This window comes from Herbiconiux sp. FW305-C-125 (assembly GCF_058783455.1).
The window spans coordinates 187,318-209,527 of record NZ_JBYSYO010000006.1; the positions used below are offsets into that span (position 1 = coordinate 187,318).

Annotated in this window: 19 protein-coding genes; 5 read left to right on the forward strand and 14 right to left on the reverse strand. The window is 70.2% G+C overall.

Annotated features, from left to right (window positions below; genetic code table 11):
• Window positions 1–6 precede the first annotated feature (6 nt).
• The 4 genes from AC3WLB_RS16165 to AC3WLB_RS16180 all read right to left on the reverse strand — a co-directional run bounded on the left by AC3WLB_RS16165 (window position 7) and on the right by AC3WLB_RS16180 (window position 5,329).
• Window positions 7–2,214 carry a hypothetical protein gene (locus AC3WLB_RS16165; protein WP_492507688.1) on the reverse strand — a complete coding sequence of 736 codons (2,208 nt, stop codon included), beginning with the start codon at window positions 2,212–2,214 and terminating at the stop codon, window positions 7–9.
• A 5-nt stretch (window positions 2,215–2,219) separates the two neighbouring features.
• Window positions 2,220–3,089 (reverse strand): carbohydrate ABC transporter permease, encoded by an 870-nt coding sequence (locus AC3WLB_RS16170; RefSeq protein WP_492507690.1) that lies wholly within the window; start codon window positions 3,087–3,089, stop codon window positions 2,220–2,222.
• Window positions 3,086–3,997, reverse strand: a complete 912-nt coding sequence (locus AC3WLB_RS16175; RefSeq protein ID WP_492507692.1) for a carbohydrate ABC transporter permease — start codon at window positions 3,995–3,997, stop codon at window positions 3,086–3,088. The genes AC3WLB_RS16170 and AC3WLB_RS16175 overlap by 4 nt, the downstream gene beginning before the upstream one ends.
• A 75-nt stretch (window positions 3,998–4,072) precedes the next feature.
• The gene (locus AC3WLB_RS16180; RefSeq protein WP_492507694.1) at window positions 4,073–5,329 is read right to left on the reverse strand and encodes an ABC transporter substrate-binding protein; all 1,257 of its coding nucleotides are present in this window, start codon (window positions 5,327–5,329) and stop codon (window positions 4,073–4,075) included.
• Between the two features lie 267 nt (window positions 5,330–5,596).
• Here AC3WLB_RS16180 and AC3WLB_RS16185 point away from each other — a divergent pair, with 267 nt between their 5' ends.
• Together AC3WLB_RS16185 and AC3WLB_RS16190 are read left to right on the forward strand one after the other, a co-directional pair.
• Window positions 5,597–6,655, forward strand: coding sequence for a glycoside hydrolase family 130 protein (locus AC3WLB_RS16185; protein WP_492507696.1), 1,059 nt, complete (start codon window positions 5,597–5,599; stop codon window positions 6,653–6,655).
• Window positions 6,652–8,544: a glycosyl hydrolase 2 galactose-binding domain-containing protein gene (locus tag AC3WLB_RS16190; protein ID WP_492507698.1), complete on the forward strand. Its 1,893-nt coding sequence runs from the start codon at window positions 6,652–6,654 to the stop codon at window positions 8,542–8,544. Before AC3WLB_RS16185 ends, AC3WLB_RS16190 begins: the two co-directional genes overlap by 4 nt.
• Before the next feature lie 19 nt (window positions 8,545–8,563).
• Here AC3WLB_RS16190 and AC3WLB_RS16195 read toward each other — a convergent pair whose 3' ends face one another.
• Genes AC3WLB_RS16195 through AC3WLB_RS16205 form a run of 3 tightly spaced genes read right to left on the reverse strand, consistent with a single transcriptional unit; the run spans window position 8,564 to window position 14,249 of the window.
• Window positions 8,564–12,217, reverse strand: a complete 3,654-nt coding sequence (locus tag AC3WLB_RS16195) for an LPXTG cell wall anchor domain-containing protein (RefSeq protein ID WP_492507700.1) — start codon at window positions 12,215–12,217, stop codon at window positions 8,564–8,566.
• 41 nt (window positions 12,218–12,258) lie between these two features.
• A complete protein-coding gene (locus AC3WLB_RS16200; RefSeq protein WP_492507702.1) occupies window positions 12,259–13,407 on the reverse strand; it encodes a Gfo/Idh/MocA family protein in 1,149 nt (382 codons plus the stop codon).
• Entirely contained in the window at window positions 13,404–14,249 is an 846-nt protein-coding gene (locus tag AC3WLB_RS16205; protein ID WP_492507704.1) for a class I fructose-bisphosphate aldolase, read from the reverse strand. The genes AC3WLB_RS16200 and AC3WLB_RS16205 overlap by 4 nt, the downstream gene beginning before the upstream one ends.
• Before the next feature lie 121 nt (window positions 14,250–14,370).
• On the opposite strand from AC3WLB_RS16205, the gene AC3WLB_RS16210 reads away from it, so the two are divergent.
• From AC3WLB_RS16210 to AC3WLB_RS16220, 3 genes are read left to right on the forward strand one after another with little or no spacing between them, the layout of a single operon-like run.
• Window positions 14,371–15,423: a carbohydrate kinase family protein gene (locus tag AC3WLB_RS16210; RefSeq protein WP_492507706.1), complete on the forward strand. Its 1,053-nt coding sequence runs from the start codon at window positions 14,371–14,373 to the stop codon at window positions 15,421–15,423.
• A gap of 28 nt (window positions 15,424–15,451) precedes the next feature.
• Complete coding sequence (locus AC3WLB_RS16215; RefSeq protein WP_492507708.1) at window positions 15,452–16,435, forward strand: class I mannose-6-phosphate isomerase; 984 nt, start codon at window positions 15,452–15,454, stop codon at window positions 16,433–16,435.
• Window positions 16,436–16,440: 5 nt separating this feature from the next.
• Complete coding sequence (locus tag AC3WLB_RS16220; RefSeq protein ID WP_492507710.1) at window positions 16,441–17,490, forward strand: aldose 1-epimerase family protein; 1,050 nt, start codon at window positions 16,441–16,443, stop codon at window positions 17,488–17,490.
• A gap of 21 nt (window positions 17,491–17,511) precedes the next feature.
• On the opposite strand, the gene AC3WLB_RS16225 is transcribed toward AC3WLB_RS16220, so the two are convergent.
• The 7 genes from AC3WLB_RS16225 to AC3WLB_RS16255 form a co-directional block, all read right to left on the reverse strand.
• Window positions 17,512–18,186, reverse strand: coding sequence for a class I SAM-dependent methyltransferase (locus tag AC3WLB_RS16225; RefSeq protein WP_492507712.1), 675 nt, complete (start codon window positions 18,184–18,186; stop codon window positions 17,512–17,514).
• Between the two features lie 68 nt (window positions 18,187–18,254).
• Window positions 18,255–19,361: an alpha/beta fold hydrolase gene (locus AC3WLB_RS16230; RefSeq protein ID WP_492507714.1), complete on the reverse strand. Its 1,107-nt coding sequence runs from the start codon at window positions 19,359–19,361 to the stop codon at window positions 18,255–18,257.
• A gap of 49 nt (window positions 19,362–19,410) precedes the next feature.
• On the reverse strand, window positions 19,411–19,728 hold the full coding sequence (locus AC3WLB_RS16235; protein WP_492507716.1) for a type II toxin-antitoxin system RelE/ParE family toxin: 318 nt from the start codon (window positions 19,726–19,728) through the stop codon (window positions 19,411–19,413).
• Window positions 19,725–19,967, reverse strand: a complete 243-nt coding sequence (locus tag AC3WLB_RS16240; protein ID WP_492507718.1) for an addiction module protein — start codon at window positions 19,965–19,967, stop codon at window positions 19,725–19,727. Before AC3WLB_RS16240 ends, AC3WLB_RS16235 begins: the two co-directional genes overlap by 4 nt.
• Before the next feature lie 87 nt (window positions 19,968–20,054).
• Window positions 20,055–20,291, reverse strand: a complete 237-nt coding sequence (locus AC3WLB_RS16245; protein ID WP_492507720.1) for a hypothetical protein — start codon at window positions 20,289–20,291, stop codon at window positions 20,055–20,057.
• A 165-nt stretch (window positions 20,292–20,456) separates the two neighbouring features.
• Complete coding sequence (locus tag AC3WLB_RS16250; protein ID WP_492507722.1) at window positions 20,457–21,203, reverse strand: HpcH/HpaI aldolase family protein; 747 nt, start codon at window positions 21,201–21,203, stop codon at window positions 20,457–20,459.
• Window positions 21,203–22,132, reverse strand: a complete 930-nt coding sequence (locus tag AC3WLB_RS16255) for a DUF6282 family protein (protein ID WP_492507724.1) — start codon at window positions 22,130–22,132, stop codon at window positions 21,203–21,205. The genes AC3WLB_RS16250 and AC3WLB_RS16255 overlap by 1 nt, the downstream gene beginning before the upstream one ends.
• Window positions 22,133–22,210: the final 78 nt, after the last annotated feature.

Below are 22,210 nucleotides of genomic sequence, written 5' to 3' on the forward strand. Positions count from 1 at the left end.
GCGGCCTTACCGCACGCTCGACGGCGCAGGGGCCGGCGGCGTCGCCGTCGTGACGGTCAGCCGGCGCCACCCGCCCGCGGGCACGGTGATCTCGATCGACCCGCCGGCCGGCTGCCCCGGGCGCCCGTCGAGCTGCAGCCCGACCACGTCGACCATGAACTCGATGCTCGCCGTGCGCTCGACGCCGGTGCCGTTGTACAGGAAGAAGCCGAGCTCAGCGCCGGCAGCCGACTCGCGGTAGGAGTCGGTGTTGACCACCATGATCTCCCGGTCGCTGCTGCGCGCATACCCTTCCCAGAGCAGCCAGGCCCGGAACGTCCAGCCCGAGCCGTAGATCTCCTGGCCCAGGAATCCGGCGTCGATGGTGCCGTCCGCCAGCGGCAACTCCTCGTAGGGCACGAAGGCGAGCGGCATCGGCCCGAACACATCGGGCTCGACGACCGGGTAGAACGACAGGTTGTTCCGCCGGCCGTGGTCGAGCACCTGCAACGTCATGGCCGGGTCGTCGTCGTAGGGCAGGGCGGCGGCGAGCCGGGCCGCCATCTCGAGGTTCTCGAACAGCGCCGGATAGTTGATGCCGAGGCAGGCCTCGAACATCCCGAGGTGATCGACTCCCGCCGTGCGTGCGGAGGTGCGGTCGTCGTACCAGTACATCATCCGCAGACCCTGGGCCCGGAAGTAGCTCCGCAGCCCGCGCCACCGTTCGTCTCCGGTCAGCTCGTGCAGGGCATCCGCGGCGTCGAGCGCGTGTGCGCTGAACAACACCTCCTGCAGGGCGTCGTCGATCGGAACGTTCGCGAGGGCCAGCAGGGCGCGCTCCGCTTCCGTCTGGAAACGCTGCTCGCCGGTACGCCGGGCCAGATCGATCATGAACAGCGCGTAGGTGCCGGCCGTGCCCACGTTCGACCCGGGCCCGTACTTCTGCAGTGTCGACTTGTCGTAGGACAGCGGGAAGACGTATTGCACGGCGTGCGCGAACGGCACCAGCACGGCGTCGACCTCGGCCAGGATGCGGTCGGTGATCGCGGTGTCACCGCGCGCCGAATAGACGAACCAGGCGTCGGCGAGCAGATACACGTACTGCCAGGTGCCCATCTCCTGCGGTGCCGGGCTGCGGCCGCCGAGCAGGACGGATCCGCCGTCGAGCAGTTCCCGTCGCGCGAAAGCGTCGACGCGATCCCGGAGTACCCGCCAGGGCGAGTCGGGGAAGCGGCCGAGCACCGCATCCAGTGGTCGCAGGATCCACAGGGCCGAGTCCAGGCACGGCCCCTGCCCCGAGAACTGCTGCCCGCGCGCCGCGAGCGCGGCCGTCCAGGCTTCCGAGCGGCCATCGACATAGGCGAGCAGGTGCTCTTGGCCGTTCTCGCTCCGCCAGACGTGCTCATCGCTCATCAGGTCGAGCGCGAGCCCGTCGGCCAGCTCGCTCCAGCTCGGAGCGCGTTCCGGCCAGTGGTCGCCGGATGCGCGCACGAGCGGGGCGCAGCGCTCCACCAGTGCGACGAGAGCCTCCTGCTCCGTCGGCGGCATGGGCGTATCGGGCCGGTGAGCGGCGGAGAGGTACCAGGCGAACCGCACCACTCCGGCCGGCAGGGCCGAACCCGCGCGGCCGCTCGTGATCAGGCCGAGCTCGAGGGCAGGGCCGTCCGCGTCGACGCGTCGACGGACGCCGCAGTGGTAGTCGAGGAAGCGGAGTCCCGCCTCGCGGCTCATCCACGACATGGCGGTGAGGTCGAAGAACATCGAGTACTCGGCCGCAGCCGCCGGGTCGTAATAGGACAGCGCCGGGAATCCGTTGCCCCGCCCCTCGTGATTCCACTGCGGCGGGTTCTCGACCACGGTCTTGAACCAGAAATGGTTGCCCCGCTCGTAAGGGGGCAGGGTGCCGAGGTCGAGACGGATCTCGGGTTCAACCCCGTCCAACGGTGTGCCGGCCGACTCCAGCCGCAGATCGACGTGCAGCCAATCGGTGCCGGGGACGGCGGACAAGGTGCCCGACCAGGGGCCCGCGGCACTGACGCCGGAGACCTGCACGGTCGCGCATCCGTCGTCGAACCGTTCCGCCGCCGACGACGGCACGAGAGCGACGTGACTGCCGTCCACGAACGGGCCCGGGCGCGTCACCGCGCGCCAGCCGCCGCCCTCGGCGACCTCCAGGTGGTAGCCGATGCCGGGCGTCACCACGGCGCGCACCGATCCGGTCGCGGACTCGATCACCGCGCTCATCCCTTCACCGCCCCGCCGAGCACGCCGCCCACGAGGTACTTCTGCAGGAACACGTACGCGATGACGAGGGGCGCAGCCACGATCATCGTCGCTGCGCCGAGCAGCCCCCACTGGCTCGTGTAGGTGCCCTGGAAGGCGTACAGACCCAGCGTGATCGGGGACTTGGCCGCATCCGGCAACAGGATGGTGGCCAGGATGATGTCGTTCCACACCCCGATCGCCTGCAGGATGAAGATGGTCACGAGCGCCGGGCGCGCCAGCGGCACGACGAAGGTGAACAGGTAGCGGAAGTAGCCCACGCCATCCAGTGCTGCGGCCTCGTCGAGCTCCAACGGGATCGAGCGCGCGTACCCCCGCATGAGCAGCGGGCCGATGCCGATCGCGGCCGCCATGATGAGGATGTAGCCGATGCCGGTGTTGTACAGGTTCAGTCGCAGGAGCAGCTGGAACTGGGTGATGATGGCGTTCGGCAGGAACAGCAGCACCACGAAGAAGACGTTCCAGAGCCGGGGGTGCCGCACGTATCCCCGCGCGACGGGGAACCCGATGACGAGCGATATGAAGGTGCCGATGAGCGCCGCCGAGCCGGTGTACACGATGCTGTTGAGCAGGTAGGCGGCGAAGTTTCCCTCCACCCACGCGTCCAGGAAATTCCCCCATTGCGGATCGGTGACCACACCGATCGGATCGGCGAAGAAGCCGGCGTTGCTCTTCAGCGCGGTGTTCAGCAGGAAGGCCAGCGGGAAGAGATAGAACAGCATCACGAGGGCGGCCAGGATGTAGTTCACGATCCTGCCCGGAGTGAGGTATCGGCGGAACCGGGAGGGCCGGCCGGCGACGACGACGGCGGCGGGAGCGGTGCTCACAGGCGGTCCTCTCTCTTGCGGAGGTAGGCGAGCACGGCGAGGGACACCGCACCCACGATGACGAATTGCACCATCGAGATCGCGGCCGCATACCCTTGCGACTGCGCGGCGCCGGAGGCGGAGCTGCCCCCGAAGCCCTGCGAGAAGATGGCGAGCGACAGCAGTTGCGTCGCGGCGTTGTTCGGCCCGGTCAGCACGTAGGCCAGCTGATAGCTCTGCAGCGAGCCCACGATCGCCAGGAGCACGTTCGCCGTGATCGAGGGAGCGAGCATCGGCACCGTGACGTAGCGGAACTTCTGGAACGCGGTGGCACCGTCGATCGACGCCACCTCGTACAGGTCTTCGGGGATGGCCTGCAATCCGGCCAGGTAGATGACCACGGCGACGCCGAGCCCCGACCACACCTGCACGAAGATGACGAGCCCGAGGGCGAGGTTCTGATCGCCGAAGAACGCCGAGTCGGCGCCGAACAGCCCCCAGAGGCTCGCCGCGGGGCCGGCCGAGGGGTTGAAGATGAGGCTCCAGATCAGGCCGATGACCGTGACCCCGAGCACCGTGGGCATGAACACCACAGCGCGATAGAAAGTGGTGCCCCGCAATCGCTGGTTGAGCAGCATGGCGATGAGCAACGAGAGCACGGTGGAGATGAGCGTCGTGGCGAAGGCGTAGACCAGGGTGTTGCGCAGCGCGTTGAGGTTGTAGTCGAGCCGGGCGCCGGAGAAGAAGTTGAAGTAGTTCTCGAGCCCGATCCACGACACCGGCAAGTAGGGGAGACCGCGGATGTCGGTGAAGGAGATCACCAGCACACCGACGGCGGGCACGATCGCGAACGCGACGAGCACTGCGATTCCTGCACTGAACGTGGCGCGGAGCGTGGTTCTTCGCCCGAACGGGAAGTAGTTGCTCATCCTCAATCCTTCGTGTCGATGAACCGCGGGGATGGTCCGGCGCGCCACCACGCACGCCGGACCATCCTCGGGGGATCAGAAGCCCGCGGCCCAGTCCTTCTGGGATGCCTGGGCGGCCCCTTCCGCGTCGGCCGTGCCGAGCGGTGCGATGCCCGGGTAGTTGAACGGGAAGAGCGCGGCGGGGCCGGCCTTCGTGTTCGGTGTCCACAGGATGTCCCACGCGGGAGTGAAGGTCGACGTGTACGGGGCGATCGACTCGAGGAACGGGCTGCTCGGGATGTCCGGCTGGGCGGGCGCGAATCCTGCCTGCTCGACGAACGCGGCGTAGTTGGTGGGATCGGAGAAGAAGTCGAGGTAGGCCAGAGCCGCCGTCTTGTTCTTGGTGGAGCTGGCGACGGCGATGCGGATCTCGACCTTGCCCCCGAGCGTGGCATTGTCGGCCGGATCGTCGCTGGTGGGCAGCGGGAAGTAGCCGTAGTCGAAGGAGTCACCCACGGCGGCGGCGATGGTGGGCTGGTTCCAGGTGCCGTCGGGGGTCATCCCGACCGTGCCGGCGGCGAACTCTCCCGGGATCTGCGAATACGAGACGCCCGAGAAGTTCGGCTCCGCGTAGCCGTACATCGTCTGCACCTTGGTGAGGATGTCGGTCATCGCCGGGTCGTCGAGCTTGGTCGTGCCATCCCAGAGCGACGCGGCGAGGTCGAGCTTCTCGTCGGCGGTCGGGTAGCCGCCCTGCACGGCGGCGAGCATCGTGAGACCGGCGGGCCAGCTGTCCTTGCCGCCGATGCCGAGCGGCGAGACGCCGGCCGCCTTCAGCGCGTCGCACACCGCCAGGAACTCATCCCAGGTGGTGGGGATCGCCAGCCCGAGCCGGTCGAACAGATCCTTGTTGTAGTAGACGCCGGTGTAGTAGCTGAGCCCGGTCGGAACGACGTAGTTCTTGCCGTCGTACAGCAACGACTCCACCACGCTCGGGGTGTACTCGGCCATGAACGGCTCGTCGGTGAGATCGAGGAAGGTGCCCGCCTCCGCAGCCAGTGCGTCGTTGCCCTTCGAATCCGCCGCGTAGTCCGGCACCTCCACCGGAGCGGCGACGAGGACGTCGACGTTGCCGGCGGTGAGCCGGGACGACATCGCCGAACTGTAGTTGTTCGTCGGCACGGTCGTGTACTCGATCTTGACGTCAGGGTATTTCGCCTCGAACGCGGTGTTCAGCGCTTCGAACGCCTTGTCGGACGAATCGGCGCTCGGCGTGAGCACCTGGAGGGTACCGGACACCGTGCCGTCGCCGGAACCGCCGGATGCGCTGGAGCAGGCACTGAGACCTGCCATGGTCGCGATGACCGAAACGGCGAGGATTCCGCGGACCGCGGCCTTCCGCGCTCGCAACTTCGTTGTTGCCAATTCACACTCTCCTGATGTCGTGGTCGGGTACGGCGAGAAACAACGTTGTTCGCCTCATACCGCCTAGCATTTCGTCTCCGGCTGGGAATGTCAAGCAGCGCCGGCGATCGGCTAGACAACGTTATCTTGCCACCGTACTATCGGGGAGGCAGTGGCGCCCCGCCGGGGAGACCGCCCGCAACAGAACAGGCCACGATGATCCCCCTCAGCCGAGACGCTCTTCTCGCGTCGTACCAGGATGCTCTCACGTTCAGCGACCCCCTCACGTCCGTCATCTCGACCGATCAGTTCTCGGCCGAGTATCCCGAACGACCGGATTGGGCGATCGGACCCTTCACGAAGGACGAGTCTCTCACCTTCCGGCCCGAGGGGCAGTGGAACGATCCCACCGGCATCGGCTGGACGTCGAGTTCCATCTTCAACCCGTCCTTCATCGTCAAGGACGACGCGCTGCATCTGTTCTACCGGGCGTCGCCGCGCAAGGAATCCACCGGCAGCCGCATCGGCCTGGCCGTGCACGACGGCGACGGGTGGCTCGATCACGCCGGCAATCCGGTCATCCACCCGACCGAGGACGACGAGCTGCTCAGTTGCGAAGACCCGAAGGTCTACTCGGCCGAGGGGCGCTATTTCCTGTTCTACAACGGCATCTGGGACGTGCGGGGCACGGAGGAGAAGCTTCGGCATCCCTCCCCCGGCTACCCTGTCGACACGCTCGGCTGCGACATCAAGCTGGCGGTCAGCGACGACCTGGTGACCTGGACCAAGCGCGGCCTGGTCGTGCCGTACGAGATCTCCCAGCTCTGGGCCAAGGGCGCGGTGATCGTACGGAACCCCGACGGAGAAGCCGTGCGGATCGGCGGTCAGTACCTGATGTACCTCTCCGAGGGCTGCAACGGGGTGCGCTACGTCGGGCGTTCGGACGACATGCTGTCCTGGTCCTTCACGCCCCAGCCCTACCTCGACCTGACACCCCTCGACGGCAGCCTGTACGAGGTGGCCTGCGCCGTGACGGGCCACGACGACTCGGGCGACATCGTGCTCGACTTCTTCTACAGCGACCGGAACGGTGACTTCGCTGCTGCTCAGGCGCTGCTCAGTGTCGACGCTCCGTTCGAGCAGCGGGCGCTGCATCGCGGCGGCTCGCTGGCCTGGGGCGGACTGACCCGCGTCGACGGCCGACTCGCGTTCGCCCAGGGCTGGGACGCCCCGGCCGGGCAGCGCGAGATGTACTTCTACCGGGCTGAGTCGTGACCACCTGGGATCTGGCCGGCTCGTGGGAACTCCGCGGCTGGCGTCAGAACGACTGGCTGCTCGGGCTGACCCCGGAACGCGCGAAGGTCAGCACCCCCGAGGTGGGTCCGGTGCCGGCCGTCGTGCCGGGGTCGGTGCGTGGTGCCCTGCTCGCCGCCGGCCTCGTCGCCGATCCGATGGTCGGGCAGCAGTCGCGGCTGACGGAGTGGCTCGAGCACCGGCACTGGGCGTACACGCGCCCGCTGCCCGACGGTCTCGCCGACTCGATCGACGGGGGCCGGCTCATCCTTCGCTGCGATTCCCTGGACTACGCCGGAACAGTGCTGGTGGACGAATCGATCGTCGGCGAGTTCGCGGGCACGTTCACCCCGCACGAGTTCGACATCACGGATGCGGTGCTCCAGGGTGGCGGCCGCGTCACCATCGTCTTCACCACGGTTCCGGACGGGCTCGGCCAGAACGGCTGGACGTCGCGCATCCGCGAGTTCAAGCCGCGATTCTCCTACGGCTGGGACTGGACGCCGCGGATCGTGCAGACCGGCATCGCCGCGGGCCTCACGATCGAGCGCCGCACGACCGCCTCGGTGCACGACGCGGTGGTCGAGGCGGTCGACGGCGTGATCTCGGTGTCGCTGCCCGACGGTGTCGAGGCGGAGGTGACCGTGGCGACTCCTGCCGGCGAACATCGCCGCCAGGGGCATGGTGTTCTCGAGATCCGGATCGATGACCCCCGGCCGTGGCGCGTGCGCCCGCTCGGGGAGCAGGGTCTCTACTCGGTCACGGTGGTGGGCCTCGCCGACGGCCAGACCATCACCCGCCGGGTCGGCTTCCGCTCGATCGAGTGGCATGCGACACGCGACGCGCCGTCGGATGCGGAGCGGTGGCTCTGCGTCGTCAACGGCACACCGGTCTTCCTGGCCGGCGTGAACTGGGTTCCGATCCGGCCCGATTACGCCGATGTCACCGATGAGGAGTACCGCGAGCGCCTCGAGCGCTACCACGAGCTCGGTTTCACCCTACTGCGCGTCTGGGGCGGAGCGGGGCGCGAACGGGAGGTGTTCTACGACATCTGCGACGAGCTGGGACTCCTGGTCTGGCAGGAACTACCGCTGTCGTCATCCGGTCTCGACAACGAGCCGCCGAGCGACCCGGAGTTCGCCGGAGAGCTTGCCGAGATCGCCCGTTCCTACGCGCGCGCACTCGCCCACCACCCCTGCCTGGTGCTCTGGGGCGGGGGCAACGAGCTGACCGCGGTCACCGCGCCGGCCGTGACCGGACCACCGCTCGACCGCAGCCATCCGACGCTCGAAGCGGCCGCCGACGCCTTCGCGGCCGCGGACCCGTCGCGCCGATTCGTCGCGACCTCGCCCCTCGGCCCGCGCTTCGGGGCCGATGAGTCCGAGTTCGGACTCGGTCTCCACCACGACGTGCACGGGCCGTGGGAGTTTCCCGGCACGTTCGAGCAGTGGCGCACCTACTGGGCCTCCGACGACGCCGTCATGCGCTCCGAGGTCGGCGTCTCCGGAGCCAGCTCGATGGACCTGCTGCGGCGCTACGATCTCGCCGATGCCCGGACGAAGAGTGAGCTGCGCCAGCTCTGGACGCACTCGTCCGGATGGTGGCTGACCGAGTTCGACCGGGACGACACGACCGACCTGGCGGCCTGGGTCGACCGTAGCCAGACGCGGCAGGCGCGGATGCTCGCCGTGGCCGCTCAAGCGTCGCTGGACCGGTTCCCCGCCTGTGCCGGCTTCGTGGTGTGGCTCGGTCACGACACGTTCCCGTGCGCGGTGAGCCTCGCGCTCCTGGACTATGACGGCGGCGCGAAGCCGGCGGCGACGACTCTCGGAGAGGTCTTCGCCGCCAGCCCGCACCTGCGCTCGGCCTAGCCGTGCGGCGTCGGGCCCGTCAACTCCGGGCCCGGCGCCGGCGCAGCCCGATGAGGACCGCACCGGCGACCAGGACCAGGGCGCCGATGAGCAGCAGCGCGCCCGGCGCCGAACCGGTCGCCGCCAGCGCCTCCGGCCGGGTCGGCCCCTCTGCTCCGGGAGCCGAATCGCCCGGCTGTGCCGGCGGCGTGGTCACCACCGGGGAACCGGCCCGATTCCGCACCTCCTCCGGCGTGCCGGCGTAGAGCTCACGCGCATCCGCGTCGCGGAGCACCATCACCTGCCGGCCGTCGGCCAGTTGGTAGATGGCATATGTCTCCACCGGGTAGAGGATCAACGCGTCCAGGTCGGCAGCAGCATCCGCTGCGCCGATCTCCAGCGGCATCGAGCCGGCCTGGAGGGACGCCCGGCCGATGTTCCGGATGGTGACCGTTCCGGGAGCGCCCTCGAGCGCCACGGTCGAATCGACGGCGTCTCCGGAGCGGAAGGACACCGATGCCGCATTCGCGGCATCCTGGTCGACCGCACTGAGGAACAGGTTGTACTCGCCCGAGTACGGCACCTCGACATCGAATGCTCGGGAGCCGCCCGGCTCGGCGTGCGCATATGCGCGGTTGGAGAAGGCGGTCGAGCCGTACCGCACCTCCGGCACACCCAAGCGGTAGAGCGATGCGATGGTGACGGTCGCGTACCCCTCGTGCGGGTTCGGATTGGTGGATGCGTTGCTGAACCGCACGGTGATGCGGTCGGCGTCGTCGGGCACGGTGGCGGCCAGGGTGGTGCGCACCGAACCCGCCCCGGAGTACCAGGTGCGCGGGTCGTAGTGGAATCCGCTGTCGTCGGCCAGCACCGTCTCCGTGCCGGTCGGTCCGACGGCGAGCACCTCGGCGTCCAGATCGGTGCCGAACTGCAGCAGCGCGGAGAAGTCCAGCATCAGCGCGTCGCCGGGCTGCGGCTGATCCGCCCCTCCGACACCGATGTCAGTGCTGATGAACCCGCCGTCGAACAGCCGCACGTTGTTGTAGCCGGCACCGGTCACGAAGAGGGCGTTGCGCCCGCTCCAGTCCTCGTAGATCGGCTGGACGGCCGTCACGTCGAGCGAGTCCTGGTAGATCGCGAGCTCGTCGGTGCCCGAGGCCGGCGCCTGACTGCGGACCGCCTTGGCCGGATCGTTCAGGCCGCCGTTCGGGAGCGCCAGCACGGTGTCGCCGGGCCGGCCCTCCGCGAAGAGGTCTTCGATCTCGACCGTGGAGGTCGTGCGCTCGTCGATCTTCTTCGCGGTCATCACGGCGAGCGCCTCGGGCACGCGCTGGATGCGCAGGATCGCCCGCAGCGCCTCGTCCACCGATTCGGCGCCGCTGTTGCTGTTGAGGCCGCCGATGGTGATGCCGTCGAAGGCGAGGCCGAGGGTCTGGTCGAACATCGGTTCGCCGATGGGGTTGTTGCCCATCCACCAGGTCGCCGCGATGCCGGCCATGTCGGCGTACTTCTGCTCCCCGGTGACGGCGTAGAGGGTGAGGTAGTTGTCGACGTAACTGGCGGTGCCGTAGTTGATCTGCGGCAGGCCGGTCTTGTTCGGGCTGACCTCCATGGACCGGCCCGAGATGAGCAGGTCGGAGAGGAAGCTGTCCGCGGCCAGCGTGGCGTCGTCGATGAACGACGTCTCCCCGGTCAATCGCCCGGCCAGGGCGAGCGCCTTGGTCTGGATGCTGCCCCACTCGTACCAGTTGCCGTTGCTGTGCTTGGGGGCGCCCAGCGGATACTGGTCGAAGTCACCCGCCTGGTAGTAGGCGATGCCTTCGGCGAGTTCCCGCACCAGCGTGACCGCCTGCGCTCGCGGTGCGCCCGAGAGCTGTTCTGCGTGGCGCACCAGCCCGGAGACGGCGGTGGCGGAGAGCCAGCTGTCGTCGAGGAGCAGCCACGACGGGGCACCGGCGTCGTCGTGCTGGCCGTACTCGGGAGTCACCATTTCGTCGATCCGGTCCAGGCACAGCTGCATCCTCGCCTGCACACGGCCGGCGAGGTCGGCATCGGCGGCGGTGAGCTGTGGGAGGGCCGTGCCCATCGCCTCGTACGCACGGGCGGCCCAGTAGCTGAAAGTAGTCTGCGACGACGCGCTGTCCTTCTTGAAGAGTCCGCCGTTCGCGTCGCGGGCGACGAAGTTGTCGAAGTCGCCGTTGTCCGCCTGCATCCACATCGCGAACTCCAGTCCGCGCTTCATCTGGTCGTAGCTGTGGGCGTCGCCGTAGCTGGCGTAGTGCTCGGCGTAGACGATCGTCGCGCGGGCCACGTCGTCGAGCGCCGAGACACCCTCCTGCGGGTCGCCGACCCAGGTGTAACCCTTGGCGAGGTCGCTCCGGTCGACCGGCTCGGAGTAGAGGTGGACGATCATCGCCTGGCGGCCGTCGAGTTCGACGTGTTCGCTGAGGAAGTCCAGGTGCGCGAGGTTCGCGTAGACCTCGGTGGTGTCCGCGAGCACGAAGCGCGTGAAGTAGGAGACGTCCTTGGCGGTGACCTGGCCGTCGTGGTCGTAGTCGAGGGCGGGGTCGGTGGCACCCGCGGCCACCTGCGCACCGAACCACTCGGCATCCGCCGCGTTCACCGCGCCGTCGCCGTTCAGGTCGTCGCTGCCGTCCTCCCGCATGCCGGAGAGGCGGAGGTCGCGCAGGCGCAGCGGGAAGGCGGTGCTGTTGTGCACCTCGAGGCTCAGGGCCGACGCTCCGTCCGGCACGGCCGCGCCGTCGGGTTCACCCACGACGTCCTGCCACCGCCCGCGCGGGAGCTCGGCCGAATCGCGGGATCGGATGATCGCCCCGGCGCCCGAGGACACCAGTGCGATCGGGTCGTCGCCGTTCGCCGCCCGAGGGTCGACGAAGGCACCCACGGCGAGCGCGAGCCGGTCGCCGGCCCGCGGGAGCGTCGGGTCGGACCCCACCTCGATGCTCCGGCTGAGCGCCGCGCCCGGCTGCAGCACCAGCGAGCTCGCGATGCTCGCCTTCGCTGCCGACCAGTTGGCCGGAGCGAGATCCGCGGCGAAGTCCCCGTTGGGAACCGTGTACGACACGGCCGACGAACCGCGCTGGGCGGTGACCCGCACATCGTGGACCTCGATCGTTCTGTCGGTGTCGTTGTGCAGCTCGACCCAGACCGCGCCCGCCGCGGCCCCGACCGCGCCCGCTCCGCCGGCGGGCTGGCTGGTCACGGTGACCCGCTGCCCGCGCGGGAGCCCGGAGAGGTCCGTCCATTCGCCCAGGATGCTCGCGCCGTCCGTCACGCGCACGAGCACGGTCGACGTCGTGGTCACGTCGGCGTGCACCGTCACGTCGACCTGCGCTGTCACGACGTCGCCCACAGCCGGCCCGCTGCCGTCACCGGTCACCGGGATCCCCTGGTAGGCCACTCCACCGGGCTCGAGCTGCAGCGAGCGCTGCTGCTCCGCATCGCCCGTCACGGTCCAGCCGCCGGGCAGCGGGCCGGAGAGGTCGCCGCCCGCGATCGCGTAGTCGATGGTGCTGGTGGCCGCCGACGCGGACTCCGCGGCTGTGACGGCACCGAGCGACGTCCAGCCGAGAGCGAGGGCGAGCGTCGCGGCCACGACGAGGCGACCGTCGGGGCGTGCCGATCGATGGCGCACCGGTCGATGGCGCATCGCGGGGGCATGGTGGTCGTGCATGGGCTTCGTTCTCCTTTGAACTAAGGGGTGGCTGAGGTGGCTCAGGGGGCCGTGGCGGCGCCGGTCGTGGCGGAGGCCATGGCTGCGCGGTAGATGGCATGGGTCGCCGCCGCCTCGTGCGGCGTGACGCAGCCGAAGCGGTCGCCGAGAGCGCCCGCCCGCTCCGCGAGGAACGCCGCCCACATCTGCAGGATCGAGTCTGAGAACCCGAACTCGAAGTTGGGTCCGGTGACCGTCGGCCACACCGACTGGCTTCCCACGTCGATCTGCTGCCAGACCTGCTCGCGGCCGGCACCCGGAACGTCCGTGACGGTGAATATCTCCACCGACTTGGGGTTCTTCGTGCTGAACCGCACGCCGCCGTTCAACCCCGTCGCCTCGAAGACCCAGGTGTTCTTCTGTCCCGGATCGATGCGCTTGGTCTCGGTGGTGAGCGGGAACCGCACACCGTCGTGCCACGCCCAGCTGTGCAGCACGGCGTTGTCCCAGGTGTCGCACGGAACCGGCTCGCCGTCCGGCCCGGGCCGCTCGGTGACGATGTTCTGCAGCACGCCGTAGACCGACTCCGGCGCCCAGCCCAGGCGGAGCGGCACGTGCCAGGTGTGCAGTCCGAGGTCGTTCAGTACGCCGGCCTCTCCGCAGAAGCGGTTCTGCCGCTTCCAGCCGATGGGCTTCGTGACGTCGACGTCGCTGGCGTGCAGGAAGCTGTTGCGCGACTCGACGATGGTGCCGAGGGCGCCGCTGCGCACGTAGTCGATCGCCAGCTGCGCGCCGGGGAAGAACGGCATCTCGCTCGAGCAGCGCACGAAGCTCTCCGGATGCGCGTCCACGGCCGCGAGGATCGCCTGCGCGGCCTGCTCGTCGATTCCGAACGGCTTCTCGGCGAGCAGGCTCTTGCCCGCGGCGATGACGTCTGCGTAGATGCGCTCGTGCAGATCGTGGCGCACGGCCACGTAGACGACGTCGATCGCCGGGTCGGACAGCAGCTCGTGATAATCGGTGACCTTGGTGGTGACGGTGTCGATCTCGTCGAACCAGGCCAGGGCCGCCTCGTTGATGTCGCACACCGCGGTGAGCCGCGGCCGCACGGGGTGGTCGATCAGGGCGGGCCAGCGCTGGATCGCCGCGGCGATCTCCCGACCCATCAGACCGGCCCCGATGATCGCGACGTTGACGGTGGGGGCGCTCATGCCGCACTCCCCTCGACGATCGCGAGTGCCGTCGCCACGTCGGCGCCCTCGTGCAGGATGGCCATCAGCGCCGCCGTGATGCCGGCCGGCTTCGGGTGCTGGATGACGTTGCGGCCGTAGACGATACCGCTCGCGCCGTGCTCGAGCACGGCGATCGTGCGTTCGAACAGGACGCGGTCCTCGACGCGGCCACCACCGCGCACGAGCACCGGTACCTCACCCGCGACCGCGATGACCCGCCCGTAGTCGGCGATGTCGTCGGTCGGGTCGGCCTTGATCAGGTCGGCCCCGAGCTCGGCCGCCTGGCGCACCAGGGCGACGACCTTGTCGGTGTCGCCGTCGACCATGTAGCCCCCGCCGGCTTTCGCGTTGTCCTGCATGACGAGCGGCTCGATCATGAGCGGCATGCCGAATCGGGTGGCCTGCTCCCGCAGCGCCATGATCGACCGGATGTTCGCCTCGCGGATCTCGGGGCGCCCGGGAAGGTGCATGAGATTCGCGCAGACGGCGACCGCATCCAGCCGCACCGCCTCCTCGATCGCGTTCGGGACGTGATGGCTGAAGATGTGGCTGTCGAGCGGGTTGCCATAGACGTTCGCGACATCGGTGCGCAGCACCAGCGCGGGCTTCTGCTTGCCCGGGATGCGCTGCAGCAGGCGCGCCTGGCCCAGGGTGAGCTGCACCGCATCCGGGTTCGCGTTCACGAGCGTACTCACGACGGAGGCCATGTCCTCGATGCCCGTGATGAACGAGGGCTCGCCGAAGAACCCGTGATCGACGGCGACATCGAGGGCTTTGCCCGAGCTCGGATTGAAGAGCCTGTTGAGCCGGAATGGGGACATGTCGTGTGGTTCTCCTCGTGATCGATCGTCGCCGCGGTTTCTTTCGGGCCGGGTCTGTGTCAGAGTAGCTGCGCTGAGATAACGTTGTCTAGCTCCATTCCCGGAGATGCTCGATCTCGGCGTGAGCGAAAGGAAAGCCGTGCACACGATCGCCGTCGCAGGACACCTCTGCCTCGACATCGCTCCCCGACTGCACGAGAGAGCACGCTGGGAAGCCGGCCAGCTCGTGGAGATCGGGCCGCTGACGGTCTCACTCGGCGGCTGCGTGGCGAACACCGGAGGCGCTCTGGCAGACCTGGGTGCCGCCGTCACACCATTCGCGAACGTCGGCGCCGACGAGCTCGGCGACCTGCTGCTCGCGAAGCTCGCGGACGAGGGATTCGCGGCGCCCCGGCTCACCGAGTCGGCGGGGCGATCGACCTCGTACAGCCTCGTGTTCGAGCAGCCCGGCGTCGACCGGACGTTCTGGCACCACACCGGTGCGAACGACGACTTCGACGGCTCGGGCGTCGATGTCGCCGGTCACGGGCTGCTCCACGTGGGGTATCCGCCCCTCCTCCCGCGCCTGCTGGCCGGGGACGGCGGGCCGCTCCGCGATCTACTCGCCCGTGCCCGCACTGCCGGCCTCACTACGTCGCTGGACCTCGCCGTCGTCGATCCCGGTTCAAGCGCCGGACGCCTCGACTGGGACGCCATCCTCACCGCCGCCTTCGCCCACTGCGACATCGCGAGCCCGAGCTTCGACGATCTGGCGTCGGCCCTCCGCATCGACGAGCCGTACTCGCCGCAGCTGGTCGATCGGCTCGCCGACCGGATGCTCGAGGACGGAGTCGGCGTGGTCGCGATCTCGGCCGGGCGGCACGGGCTCCGCCTGCGCACCGCGTCGGCCGAGCGTCTGGCTCGTGGCGGTGCGGTGCTCGCGCCGCTCGCGGAGTCCTGGGCCGACCGTTCGCTGACCGTGCCCCCGCTCTGGGTGGAGCATCCGGTCACCACCAATGGAGCCGGTGACGCCAGCACGGCCGGCCTGCTCTTCGCGCTCGCCCGCGGGGCCGGGCCCGAACAGGCGGCAGCCCTCGCTGCGGCGTGCTCCGCCACCGTCATCGCCGGCGAGCGCACCACTCCGCCGATCGTCCGTGCCCTCGCGCCCACCTCGGCCGGCCTGTTCGAAGCCTGACCCACCCCACAGCACCTTGAGAGGATCCGTGTTGGAACCGATTCTGCTTCCCGCCAACCAGCCGCCCGCGCGCTTCTACCGCGGCGGCGAGCGCATCGCGCGTTTCCGCGGAATGCGGGAATCGCCGCCGAACACTCCCGAGGACTGGGTGGGTTCGACCACGAGCGTGCGGGGCAACGCGCCCGTCGGCATGACCCGGCTCGCCGACGGCACTCTGCTCGCCGACGCCGTCGCGGCCGCCCCGCTCGCATGGCTCGGCGCCGCGCACGTCGAACGGTTCGGCTCCGATACGATGCTGCTCGTGAAGCTCCTCGACGCCGGGCAGCGATTGCCCGTGCATGCGCATCCGGACGGCGTGTTCGCCGGGGAGCACGTCTCCACAGCGCACGGCAAGGCGGAGGCCTGGTACATCCTGAGCCCCGGGGTCGTGCACCTCGGGCTCACGCGCCCGATCGAACTCGACGAGCTGCAGGAGCTGGTCGCGACGCAGGACTCGGCCGGCATGCTCGCGCTCATGCACGAGGTCGCCGTGCAGCCCGGGGACAGCGTCTTCGTGCCGCACGGGATGCTGCACGCCATCGGCGCGGGCATCCTCCTGGCGGAGGTGCAGGAGCCCGAGGACCTCTCGATCCTGCTCGAGTGGAGCGGCTTCGACCTCGACGGCGAGAACGACGGACATCTCGGACTGGGATTCGGGCTGGCTCTCACCGCGGTCGAGCGGCAGGGCCGTTCGGCCCCCGAGATCGAGGCGCTCGTGCGGCGCGACGTGCGAAGCGGTGCGGCGCTGGCCGCCGAGGCGGAGGAGTTCTTCCGGCTCGACCGCGTCGACGGCGTGCGCGACTTCGCGCCCGGCTTCGCCATCGTGATCGCGCTGGACGAACCGGCGGAGCTCACCATCGGGTCGGGCCTCTGCCGCACGCTGCCCGCCGGCTCGACGACCCTCGTCCCGTTCTCCGCCGGCACCTACCGGCTCGCGGGCAGCGCCCTCGTCGCCCGGCCGCCGCGCGCATGACGGACGTGAGCGGCGAGTCCCTGCTGCGCGACGGGCTCTTCGCGGCGGCGAGACCGGTCGCCTCGGTCAAGGAGTCCTACGGTGCGCCGGGAACCTCAGCCGCCGAGCGGCTCCTCACCGCACGCCTGTTCGACTCGCTCGAGTTCGAGGTGCTGCCCGGGCGAGGTTTCGACGTCGGGGACACCTGGTATCGCGGCATCCCGATGTCCTGGTTCTCGCCGGTGCGCGATGCGCGGGCGCTGCCCTCCGCGTCGGGCAGCGAGTGGCTCACCCGTTTCACAGGCGGACTGCTCACCACCTGCGGGTTCGGCACCATCGGAGCGCCGGCGAACGGGGAGGGGATGCACGGGCGGGCGAGCCATCTGCCGGCCGAGGAGGTGGCCTGGCGGACTCTGGCCGGCCACGAGGATTTCGCAGAGGACGTGGACGGCGACCCCGACGAGGGCGTCGTGCTCACCGGAGTCGTCGAGAGCGTCGCGGTGTTCGGCCCGTCGTTCCGGTTGCGGCGCACCATCCACGCTGCCACAGGCGACGACGGGATGGCGCGGCTCACCGTCTCCGACGACCTCCGCAACGTCGGGCCCGAGCCGGCCACGCTCAGCATGCTCTACCACCTGAACTTCGGCGCCCCGCTCGTGGCGCCCGGGAGCCGGGTCGTCATCGCGCCGGCGGAGACGACCGCGTCGGCGCCGCATCCGGAGGTGCCGGACTGGACGGTCCTGCCCGAGCCTGCCGACCGATTCGCGGAGGCCGTCTTCGCACATGACGGCGTGCCCGCCGGCCCTGACGGCTTCGCGCGGGCGACGGTGCTGAGCTCCGCCCGCGACCTCGGCGTCGTCGTCGAGTGGACCGCGGCGACCCTGCCGCACCTGCACCAGTGGGTGTTCCCGACGCGCGGACGCTGGGCGCTCGGCATCGAGCCCGCGACGGCGCCGCTGTTCGGCCCGCGACGCGAGCTTCCGGGTGCGGGAGCTCCCGTGCTCGCTCCCGGCGAGCGTCGCTCGCAGGTCGTGCGCATTCACGTGGGGTCGCGGGAGGCGGCGGAGCGGCACTGAGCCCCTCCCCGCCTCCTCGCCTCAGCCGTCGTGGGCGGTGCGGGCGATCCCGGCGATCTGCGGGTTGAAGGGGAGGAACGGAGTGTGCAGGCGGTAGTGCTCGAGGTCGACCGACGCGAAGCCGGCGGAGCGGAGGGCGCCCTCGAGGTCGCGCTCGCAGGAGCACCCTTCGAAGGTCCAGGCCCAGGGGCGGCGGAGCATCCGCTGCACCCGCCGCGTGGCGGTGCCCGGCTCGGCGGCCACGTGCTCGACGAAGCGGAACGTGCCGCCCGGGCGGAGGATGCGGCGGATCTCGCTGAGCACCGCAGCCGGGTCGCCGACGGAGCAGAGCACCAATGAGGAGATGACGGCGTCGACACTGCGGTCGGGCAGGCCGGTGTGCTCGGCCACCCGCTCGCGGAGATCGAGGGTGACGCCGTGGCGGCCGGCGGCTGACCGCAGAGCGGCGTGCATGTGCCGATTCGGCTCGAGGGCGAGCAGGGTCGCGCCGAGCGGCAGGTACCGCAGGTTCGGCCCGACGCCGGGGCCGATCTCCACCACCTGGCGCGGCAGGCCCGAGAAGACACGCTGCTTGTGGGGGCGCAGGGATCGTTCGAGCACGGGGGCGATCGCTCCGAAGAACGCGGCATTGAAGCGCCCACGGCCGCCGTGCAGTTCGAACGGTCTCGCGGTCGGACGGGCGGTGGTGTCATTCACGGTGGCTCCCTGGGGTCGGTCAGCCCAGAGTGCCGGATGCCGATGCACCCGACAGGCGGGAAACTACCTCAATCGGGGTGGGCGGCCGCGTACCAGGCGGCGATCTGCGCGCGCGAGCGGAGGCCGAGGCGGAGCCGGATGCGTTCCACGTGGCCCTCCGCCGATCGCTCCTCGATGCCCAGTCGCGCCGCGATCGCACGGTTCGTGAGGCCGGCACCGACGAGGGCGGCCACCTCGTTCTGCCGGGCGGTCAGTCCGGTCGCCGTGGAGCGTGCCACGCGGAGACCGAGGAAGCGGCGGATCTCCGCCACGAGTCCCACCGAATCGCCCACCGAGGGCAGGTGCGAGCGGCCCGGCAGCACGACCAGGCGGGCGCCGGCGATTCCCGCGGCGAGCGCCTGGGCCTGTTCGAGGGGTGCTGCGCGATCCTGTTCGCGATGCACCACCAGCATGGGCGACCGCACCCGCCCGAGCACGTCGGCGATGTCGATGCGGTAGCTCAGCGCGAGCAGGGCACGCGCTGTCTGGGCGCTGGACGAGGCGCGCTGGTACCGGGCGAACCCCTGCCGGGTGGGCGTGTCGGCGTCGGGGGCGAAGATGTCGGTGAGCACCTCGGAGCCGATGCCCCAGTGCTGCTCGACGAGACCGAGGATGTGCTCCTGCGCGCTCGCCGGCGAGACGGCTGCACCGGAGACCCAGGCGCCGTAGAGCACGAGCCGTCGCACCCGCTCAGGATGCTCGGCCGCCCACGCCGCTGCCACCAGCGCCCCCAGAGAACTCCCGACGAGGTCGAACGGCGCCGCGCCCAGCGTCTCGGCGACCGCGGAGAGCTGCTCGAGCTCCCCCGCCAGCGACGGCTCCGCCTGCCGCCGCGCGCTCGACGCCGGACCCAGCTCGACCTCCCCCGCCAGTGACGACTCCGCCCGCCCTTCTGCGTGCGGCGCCGAATTCTGCTCGGCGACCGCCGACAGACCACAGCCCTCGCGGTCGTAGCGCACGAGTCGACGGCCGCGCGCGAGGGCCTCGTGGAACGCCCGCTCGGCTCCCGGTTCCCAGCTGAGTCCGAGGTGCCCGATCCACCCGGCCGCGTACAGCAGGCCCGGCCCTTCGCCCGCCTCGGCGGTGGCGATCCGCGCCCCGCTCGCCGTCGTCACCCACCTGACCCGCTGCTCCATCCCTCCATTGTCCTCGCGGCAGGCTTGCCTGGCGCGTGTGGCTCGTAGATCACGACCGGATGCGTCCGAGCCAGTATCCGAACGCGCGACGGGTGTGGGCATAGGCGATGATGACGACCTCGTCGCCTCGGACGACGTAGGTCAGTCGGTAGGGAAATGTGCCGACCTTCCGGCTCCGCACGGTCAGGCCCGGACTCACCTCTGCGAGCACCGGCCATGATTCGGGCGCGTCGACCACATCGTGGATTGCTTTTCGCACGTCCGCGGCGAGTTCGTCACCGAGCCCAGGTTGCATTTCGTGGTAAAACCGGATGGCGTGCAGCAACTCCTCGACCGCCTCCGGGAGTTGGAAGTAGCCGCCGGTCACCGCGACAGGCGCGCAAGGAGCTCGCTGATGCGGGCCTCCGACTCCTCCGCACTGACGAGCGCGACGTCACCGCGCTCGACCGCCTCGACGCGGCGGCGGATCTCTTCGCGCCAACTCGCGTCGATCTCGTCGTCGGTCTCATCGTCGAGGCTCACCAGGGCGCGGCGAACGACGGCGGCGCGGTCGTCGGGAGCGAGCGCGAGCAGCGCCCGCTCGACTGCGGCGGCCTCCGGTGTCATGGCCTCAGTTTACGGCGCGGGGCACGGGCAGGCCATGGAGCAATCGGTACTCACGCGGCGGGCACGAGGTCACGCGGCGGGCGCGGGTCACTCGACGGCGAGGTCGCGGGCGAGCTGCTCGGCGGTGAGGGAGTCACCGGCGACCGGGCGGTGGAACGGCGTGCCCTCCGCATGCTCGCGGGCGTGCTCGGCCGCCCGATCCGCGTCGGCATCGGCGACCTCGGGCTCGACGAAGACGTCGGGATCGAGCGCGATGTCGCGATCGGTCGCCGGCGGTTCGGGGAGCGGTTCGTGGGCCGGCATCAGCGGCTCGGACATGGCCATACCCGCATCCTAGCCACCGACCGCGACACGGTGAACCGCGGTCGCCGCATCCACGACGCGCGCAAGCGCCGCCGCACGGTCAGCCGCCGACGTCGCGGTGGGATGGCCGCCTCGCCGTTCCATGGTCACCGCGCCCCCGGCGCAGCCGCAGCCGCAGGCTCAAGCTCAGGCCGCGAACGCGGCCGCACCGGCCGAGAGCATCGAGAGGTCCGAGCCCGCGACGACGTAGCGGTAGCCCCGCGCCCGCGCGGCCTCGGCGGCCGCGGCCGAACCCGCGAACACCCCCATCGGCACACCGGCACGCCGCGCTGCAGCCTCGATCACACCGCGGGCCTCCTCCATCGGCGCCGACTCGAGCTCCCCCGGCGTCCCGAGATCGACCGACAGGTCGACGGGCCCGATGAAGGCGACGTCGAGCACGTCGAGCGCCGCAGCCAGCCCCGCCGCATAGTCGGCGGTCTCGAACTGACCGACGGCGAGCACCTCCCGGTTCGACCGCTCCAGGTGCGACGTCAGCCCGACGCCCACACCGTAGTCGGCGGCGGGCTGCGACAGCGACACCGAGCGGGAGCCGAGCGGCGGATAGGACACCAGCTCCCGCAATCCGGTCGCGGCCGCCCCGTGCCCGCGCGCGAGCTGGATGCCCGCCGCCCCCGCCTCCAGCAGCCGGTTGATCTCCCCACGGTCGAGCGCCGGCACGCGCACCACCACCGGCAGCCCGCGCCCGGCCCCGGCGCGCACCAGGTCGCACGCGTCGTGCACCGACATCTGCGCGTGCTCGTAGTCGCACACCACGAAGTCGAATCCGGCGAGGGCCAGCAGGTCCACCACCTCGAAGCGCGGGATCTTGAGGAAGGTGCCGGTGACCGGGCGCTCGGCGAGGAGGGCCCGGAGCGAACGGATGCCCGGCATCACAGCCCCAGCAATCCGGCCGGGTTGTCGTTGACGAGCTTCCGCACCGACTCGGCCGGGAGCCCCGCATCCAGAAGCCCGCGGACGATCCGCGCGTACGCGTCGACGGGAAGCGGATTGTTCGCCTGCCCGAGGTCGCTGCCGAGCAGCGTGTTGTCGATGCCGGCGGCCTCGATATACCGGATCAGCACGTCGAGCCCCCACTGGTAGAACGAGGTCCGATCGTCGTACTGACAGATCGAGTGCTCGATCCGCGCCCCGAGCGCCACCCAGCGCCGCACCCGGCCGGGGTCGGCCTCGATCACGAAGTTGGGGTGGTTCACCAGGATGCGCTCGATGCCCATCGAGTGCGCCTGCGCGATCAGCACGTCGATCTGCTCCGGACCGAGGTGCCCGCACGACATGATCGCGTCGTGCGCCTTGATCACCTCGAGGATGTCGAACACCTCGGGCTTCAGCGCCCCGTTCTCGTCGACCACGTCGATCTCGGTGGTGTGCCGGAGGCCCAGGTTGTTCGTCGGGAACTTGAGGTTCTCACCCTCGGCCTCGTGCACGCAGATGTGGGCGTGGCTGGAGATGGTGGGGAACCACACCATCCGCCCACCCTGCGCGAGCGCCAGCTCGGCCGCGTAAGGGTTGAGACCGCCGACGTAGTTGTTGAGCGCTACCCCCGACACGACCGGGATCGGCAGCCCGCCGAGCGCCTCGGACGCCGATCGGATGTCGGTGACCATCGAGTGGTGATGGCTCTTGGTGAGGATGGCCCGAAACCCCGCCTCGTGCGCCTGCCAGGCCGCCTCGGCGATCGGCAGCCGCCGCGGGAACGGGGACGGACTCGCGTGGACGTGGAGGTCGACCGCTCCCACGAGGAGGTCGGCGACCTCGGGATCCTCGATCGGCACGGACTGGTGATCGGCGGGCTGCAGCATCGTCGCCGCTCCTTCCTACCCGGCTACTCACCGGGGCTTGACGGGTGGGGTGCGGGCCATGCTACGCTCCATACCGCA